Source organism: Azospirillum sp. P4_B5, assembly GCF_056402275.1.
In genome coordinates, this window is sequence record NZ_JBFUHT010000059.1 from 22,909 (window position 1) to 29,093 (window position 6,185).

Below are 6,185 nucleotides of genomic sequence, written 5' to 3' on the forward strand. Positions count from 1 at the left end.
CGACCGATCGCAGAAAAAGGATGCTGGAAATGTCCGTCCACTCAGGTGCGGGCCAATCGGGCGAGGGTGGGTTTGGCAAGCGTGGATGGGGCGTGGCGCTGGGAAGCCTGGTGTTGACGTTCGTCCTTGCCGCTCCGGCCATGGCCGACGATCATGGCCGCTGGAAGAAGCACAAGCACAAACATCACCACCGTGGGCACGGACCCGTGGTGATCTACGAACCGCCCCCGCCGGTCGTGGTGATGCGCCGTCCGCCGCCTGTCTACTACGCCCCGGCACCGCGCGTGGTCTACGCACCACCGCCGCCTGTCTACTACGCGCCCGCACCGGGCCTCAGCGTCCAGATGAACATCCCGCTGCGTTGAGCGCCTTGTCCTGCGGAAGGTGGCCCGCGACCGGGCGCACCTTCACCGCAGGACGCGGCACGGGTCCACGATCAGCATGTCCACCGGCTCGCTCTCGCCCTTGGCGGGCATATCCTCGTGCTTGGGGATGAGCAGGCAGCGTCCGTCCTGAAGCAGGACCGCCTTGACCCGGAACCACATCGTCTTCGGGTTGCTGCCGAAGGTGATTTCAAACGAATCGCCCGCCGCGATGCGCGCGGGCACCGGCACGTTGCCGTACTCGCGGCAGGTGTGGGTGAACACCCAGTTGCGGCACAGCTTGAAGGTGGCCGATCCGCTGGTGGTCACCAGCGACACGCTCTGCCCCACGGCGGGAGCCGGAGACGCCTGAACCGGCGCGCCGGCAAACGCGGTTGCCAAGGCCGTCGCCAAAGCCGCCGTCCAAAGCGCCGCCACAATCCTCATGCCCGTCATCATCCACCATCCGTCATGGCGCGCAGTGTAGCACGTGCGGCTTCGCCCGCGGGTTGACACTTCGGAAGAGCGGGCTCCGCGCCGGCTCGCACCACGCTGTCCACACCGGGACGATGGCGGCATCCCGGATGTGAACCGATTGGCCTCCCGCCTGTGACCAGGCTGGGGCACGGGCGCCGAACGGTCCGGCGCGAGGGCGGCGGCGGTGTCCGCGGCGCGTCCCCCGCAAACCCAGAGCGGGCCTGCTGTTGCGCCGCCGCATCAGACAAAGCCAACCGCCGGCCGCTCCTATTTGCCACAAATGGTTAATTCATTTTAAAGAAATTATTAGTATCTCATTAACCATCTGGAGCCACGGTCTAGCCATCGAAACCGCAATGGAATAGACAAATGGCGACGACCTCCACTGGTTTGACCAAATCCAAAATCGTCGTGAACGCTTATGGCACCTCTTCGGACGCTGTGAATCCTCACTTTCGTCTGATGATCGACGGCAAGGATGTTGGTCAGGCGTCGGTGGGCTCGGCCGAGCCGAAAGCCTATACATTCGACGTTGACGTTTCCTCTGGTCAGGCACACAAAGTCCAGGTTGTCTATGACAACGACGACGTGAACGCAGGGTCGAGCCGCGACCTGGGCATCAAATCCATCGTCATCAACGGCCATACGCTGAGCCCGACTGACGCGAGCTACGAGCGGCACGACGACGCTGGCGGGACCGTGGCCGGCCAGGAAGGCCTGTGGTGGAACGGGGCGTTGAGCTTCTCTACCCCGGCGTCGCTCTATGGTGCCACGCCCGACACGGCCGCTTCCGGCAGCACCCCCGCCGCGCCGGAGGCCGACAGCGCCGCTACGGGCGGCAGCGACGCCTCCGCCGCCACCGGCTCCTCGACCATCACCATCAACGCCCGCGGCACCGCCGCGGCGGGCCAGAACGCGCACTTCACGGTGCTGGCGGACGGCAAGACGATCGGCGAGGGCACGGCCGGCACGGAGTCCAAGGACTTCTCCTTCAAGACCGATCTGGCCGCCGATCAGGCGCACAAGATCCAGGTCCAGTACGACAACGACGCCACCGTTAACGGTCAGGACCGCAACCTGCATGTCGGCAGCGTGACCATCAACGGCCACGAATACGCCCCGACCGACTCCGCGGTCGGCTACGACAAGGGCGCACTCGACGGCAAGGACGTCATCAAGGGGCAGGCCGACCTGTGGTGGAACGGCACGCTGGTGGTCGAGGCCGACAAGGGCCTGTTCACCTCCGGCTCCGCCACCGCGCCCTCCACGACGCCGACCACCCCGACCGCCCCGGTGACGACCCCCTCCACCGACAGCGGCGCCGGGTCCAGCGGCGGCTACCTGCACACCGAGGGCAGCCAGATCGTCGACAGCGCCGGCAACAACGTGAAGCTGACCGGCGTCAACTGGTTCGGCGCGGAGGGCTATGCTTTCGCCCCGCAGGGCCTGTGGCAGGACAGCTACAAGAACATCATGAACCAGATGCAGGACCAGGGGTTCAACACCATCCGCCTGCCCTGGTCGGACGCCATGCTGGACAACGGCCGCATGCCGACCGGCATCGACTATTCGAAGAACCCGGAGCTTCAGGGCAAGACCAGCCTTGAGGTGTTCGACAAGATCATCGAACACGCCGATCAGACCGGCATGAAGATCATCCTCGACCACCATCGCTCCGGCGACGGTGCCTCGGCCAACGAGAACGGGCTCTGGTACACCAGCCAGTATCCGGAATCGAAGATGATCGAGAATTGGAAGATGCTGGCCCAGCGCTACGCCGACAACCCGTCGGTCGTCGCCGCCGACCTGCACAACGAGCCGCACGGCCAGGCCACCTGGGGTGATGGCAACCAGGCCACCGACTGGAAGGCCGCGGCGGAGCGCATCGGCAACGCCGTCCAGTCGGTCAACCCGAACTGGCTGCTGATCGTCGAGGGCGTCGAGAACTCGTCCGAGGGCACCTACTGGTGGGGTGGCAACCTGGACGGCGTGAAGACCGACCCGGTCGACTTCAACATCGACAACAAGCTGGTCTATTCCGTCCACGACTACCCGCCGTCGATGGCCGGCTTCGGCTGGTTCAACGATCCCGCCTATCCGAACAACATGAAGGACATCTGGACGGACGCCTGGGGCTGGATCGTTCAGAAGGACATCGCGCCGGTCCTGGTCGGCGAGTTCGGGACCAAGCTGGAGACCGGCCAGGACAAGCAGTGGCTCGACGCCATGGTCAAATACATGGACGGTGACTACAACGGAGACGGCAAGTCCGATCTGGCGGCGGGCGACCAGGGCGTCAGCTTCACCTATTGGGCCTGGAGCCCCGGCTCGGGCGACACCGGCGGTATCATGACCGACGACTGGGCGGTAAACACGGCAAAGATGAACGCCATCGAACCGGCCCTGTTCGACGGCACCATCGCCTGATCGCTGTCTCTGATCGCGGATAGACTGCCCGGCACCGGACGATCTCCGGCGCCGGGTCTTTCCTGTTTACCGGTGCCTTCGTTACACCGAGGCTGCCCCACGCGGGCGGAACAGCGCTTCCGCCTCGGCCCGCGGGTCGCGGAGCAAGGTGGTCGGCTGTCCCGGACGCCCACCGCCGGCCAGGATGGCAACCGTCTCGGCCAGCCACAGATAGGGGCCGCTGCGCCCGGCTTCGGGAAGACGGGACAGGTCGCGCAGGTAATTGCCGACCGCCTGAGTCAGCGCCTGCTCGCCCGTGGCGCCCTGCACCCGTCCGGCGGCGGCGGCGAAGCGGCGGCGTTCCTCCGCATCCGTCTTCACCCGTTCCTCCACGGCCTTGAGAAGCGCCCCCCGGGTGCGGGGACCGTTCAGCAGGTTCAGGGCCATTACGACGGGATCGACCGGCCTCGCGGGGCGCGAAGCGGAGTCCCCCACCGTACGCCGCGGCTCGACCCCGCGGCGCGTCGAATGTCCGTGCTGCATGGGATGTCTGGCTTTCTTTCCCCGGAAGGGCCGAGCAGCCCTTCAGATGGTGTAGGTTCCCTCGAACAGATCGCCGAGCGCAAGGCGCATCAGGGACCGGGTCCGGGTGACGCGCCGATGCTCGTCGCGCGCGGTGACCATATGACAACGCCGGCACAGCCACCGCCGTTCCATCGCCTTCTCGGCGCGGCGGCGGTACAGCCCGACGATGCTCCGCGAGGTCCTGACCCCGGCATATTCGACCACGTCCGGCCAGGGCGCCGGGTCACCCTCGTCGCTGAACCAGAGTCCGTCGGGCGACAGCCAGCGGCCGTCGGGCAGGCAGCGCAACGTATGGCCGTGCGGACGCCCACAATGCTCGCACCGCGGAGCGGCCGGGCTGGGGGCTATGGAACGGTCCTGATGTTCGGCGGGACGGTCGATGAGGCGGGCCATTCTGACCAGGGATGGTGGCTGCGAACAAAACCAAAACTGAATCTAGCGCATCCTACGGTCCGTGGGAATCCCCAACGATGGCCCGGCCGCGGTAATTCTTCGATCGCAGGTTATGACGAAAGCCGTGTGCGCCACCGCCCCGGCATCTTCCGCGGGACCCGGTCGCCGCTTTTGCAAGCCGGCGGGGCCGGTCGGAGCATTTTGCCTCTGGTTCCTGTGCGCCACTGCCTATACGCTGTCAGACAAATCGGAGCTATAGGTCATGGAAAAGGTAACAGTGCCGCAGACTTCGGCCGTGTCCGTCCCCAGCAATTCCACCGACGGTGGTGTGAAACAGCGCGTGGACTTCGAACTGAATGGCGCCCGCATCGTCGCTTTCCTGGACAGCGACCAGCCCACCCAGCCCGGGGGTATCATGTGGCCGCAGGTTGCCGAGTCCTACGCCGCGGAGCAGGGGATCGGCATGAGCGACGCCCGCTGGTACAGCGTGCAGCCCTACCGCTTCGCGAACGGGCGCCCCAACGTCAATGAATACCGCCCCAACGGCCAGACCTGGAAGTTCGAGACCAACCTGAACACGGCGGCGGAGATCGTCCGCCGCCTGGGCCTGAACCTCGATTCCCTGCCGCTCGACATCTGAACCCGCGCCCAGCTCGGTGATGCCAAGCGCTCACGCGCTTATCATTGAAATGCCAGACGCTCACGCGCGTGTCATTGGAATACCGGGCGCTTACGCGCCCGGGGGCACCACGAAGCAGGCCATGCCCATGCCCGTCAGCCCGGCGCAGCTCTGCGCCGCGTCCTGTTGCGTCAGGCCGGTAAGCCGGGCGCGGTAGAGCGGTCCGCTCTGGGTGTCCACCGTCTGCACCACCCGCTCCGTGCGGCTCAGCGTGCCCGGCATGGACCGGCGCGCCCGGTCGATGATGCGGGCGCTGTCGTCGGGCGACCGGAAGGCGCCGAGCTGGACGGTCCAGCCGCCCGCCGAGGCGACCTTCACCGGCAACGGCGTGGCCGCGATGACTGGCGGGGGCAGGGGAGCGACCGGCGGGGCCGGCACCGGGGTCACCGGCACCGGGGCCGGAGCGGCGGAAATGGGCGGAGGCTGCGTGGCGGGTAGGCTGGCGACTTCCACCGTGCCGCCGGTGATGCCACCCTCCAGGCGCGGCGACACAGACGCGATGTAGCGCCGCGTCTCGCCGGGCAGGCGGCGGTTGCCGGCCAGATAGTCGGCGTAGCAGCCCGGCCCACAATTGTAGGCGCCAAGGAAGCCGGGCGACCCGAACAGGTCGTACATCTCCCTAAGATAGGCGGTGCCCGCCAGGATGTTGTCCCGCGGGTGGTAGGGGTCGGAACCCAGCCCGTGCTTGCGGCGCATCTCCGAATAGGTCACCGGCATCACCTGCATCAGACCCATGGCGCCGGCATGGCTGGTGATGGGGCGTCCGTTCATCATGGTGCGCCCGCCGCTCTCCTGGCGGATGACCTCACGAATCCACTGCTCCGGCATCCCGAAGCGGCGCGAGGCCTCCGATATGTGAGCGTCGATGTTGGTGTCGCGGGAGGAGGATGACGGATCGCTGGCGCACGCCGCGAGAAGGCCGGACAAAAGGGCCGCCGTCAGGAGCGATTTTCTGAAACGCACAGTGCCGTCCACCTGTTGTGACGATCGATCGGATGACCGGTGGGTGACCGGGACGGCAAGATTGCACATTTCTCTCAAATCCTGAATGGCCCTGTCTGTGACCAATGGTTCTGTGACCGCGGTTCTGTGGCCTATGGCTCATTGTGACGCTGGCGTTTCAGAAAAAATGCTGGTCGATGGAAAAAAGCTCTTGCCGGGTTTGGCCGACCCGCCTATAACCCGGCTCCCACGACGCCGGGGCCGCTGAGAAGCGCGACGGCGGCAAGGGAACAGAAGATAAGGCGAAGTAATGTCGGGCCAGTGTGAAAACAAAGGCTTGA

The 6,185-nt window shown here is 66.2% G+C and carries 7 protein-coding genes; 3 read left to right on the top strand and 4 right to left on the bottom strand.

Features of this window, described 5'->3' with window-relative positions; translation table 11 throughout:
- Positions 1-113 precede the first annotated feature (113 nt).
- The gene (locus AC1DVI_RS29000; RefSeq protein ID WP_476960916.1) at positions 114-365 is read left to right on the top strand and encodes a hypothetical protein; all 252 of its coding nucleotides are present in this window, start codon (positions 114-116) and stop codon (positions 363-365) included.
- A gap of 42 nt (positions 366-407) precedes the next feature.
- Here the strand turns inward: AC1DVI_RS29000 and AC1DVI_RS29005 are convergent, their stop codons facing one another.
- Complete coding sequence (locus tag AC1DVI_RS29005; RefSeq protein ID WP_476960917.1) at positions 408-809, bottom strand: hypothetical protein; 402 nt, start codon at positions 807-809, stop codon at positions 408-410.
- 399 nt (positions 810-1,208) lie between these two features.
- On the opposite strand from AC1DVI_RS29005, the gene AC1DVI_RS29010 reads away from it, so the two are divergent.
- Positions 1,209-3,266, top strand: coding sequence for a cellulase family glycosylhydrolase (locus AC1DVI_RS29010; protein ID WP_476960918.1), 2,058 nt, complete (start codon positions 1,209-1,211; stop codon positions 3,264-3,266).
- Between the two features lie 81 nt (positions 3,267-3,347).
- On the opposite strand, the gene AC1DVI_RS29015 is transcribed toward AC1DVI_RS29010, so the two are convergent.
- Positions 3,348-3,692, bottom strand: coding sequence for a hypothetical protein (locus tag AC1DVI_RS29015; RefSeq protein ID WP_476960919.1), 345 nt, complete (start codon positions 3,690-3,692; stop codon positions 3,348-3,350).
- 138 nt (positions 3,693-3,830) lie between these two features.
- Complete coding sequence (locus AC1DVI_RS29020) at positions 3,831-4,223, bottom strand: hypothetical protein (protein WP_149168156.1); 393 nt, start codon at positions 4,221-4,223, stop codon at positions 3,831-3,833.
- 262 nt (positions 4,224-4,485) lie between these two features.
- Between AC1DVI_RS29020 and AC1DVI_RS29025 the strand changes: the two genes are divergently transcribed.
- Entirely contained in the window at positions 4,486-4,863 is a 378-nt protein-coding gene (locus tag AC1DVI_RS29025; protein WP_476960920.1) for a hypothetical protein, read from the top strand.
- A 90-nt stretch (positions 4,864-4,953) separates the two neighbouring features.
- On the opposite strand, the gene AC1DVI_RS29030 is transcribed toward AC1DVI_RS29025, so the two are convergent.
- Positions 4,954-5,829: a transglycosylase SLT domain-containing protein gene (locus AC1DVI_RS29030; RefSeq protein ID WP_476960921.1), complete on the bottom strand. Its 876-nt coding sequence runs from the start codon at positions 5,827-5,829 to the stop codon at positions 4,954-4,956.
- Positions 5,830-6,185 lie beyond the last annotated feature (356 nt).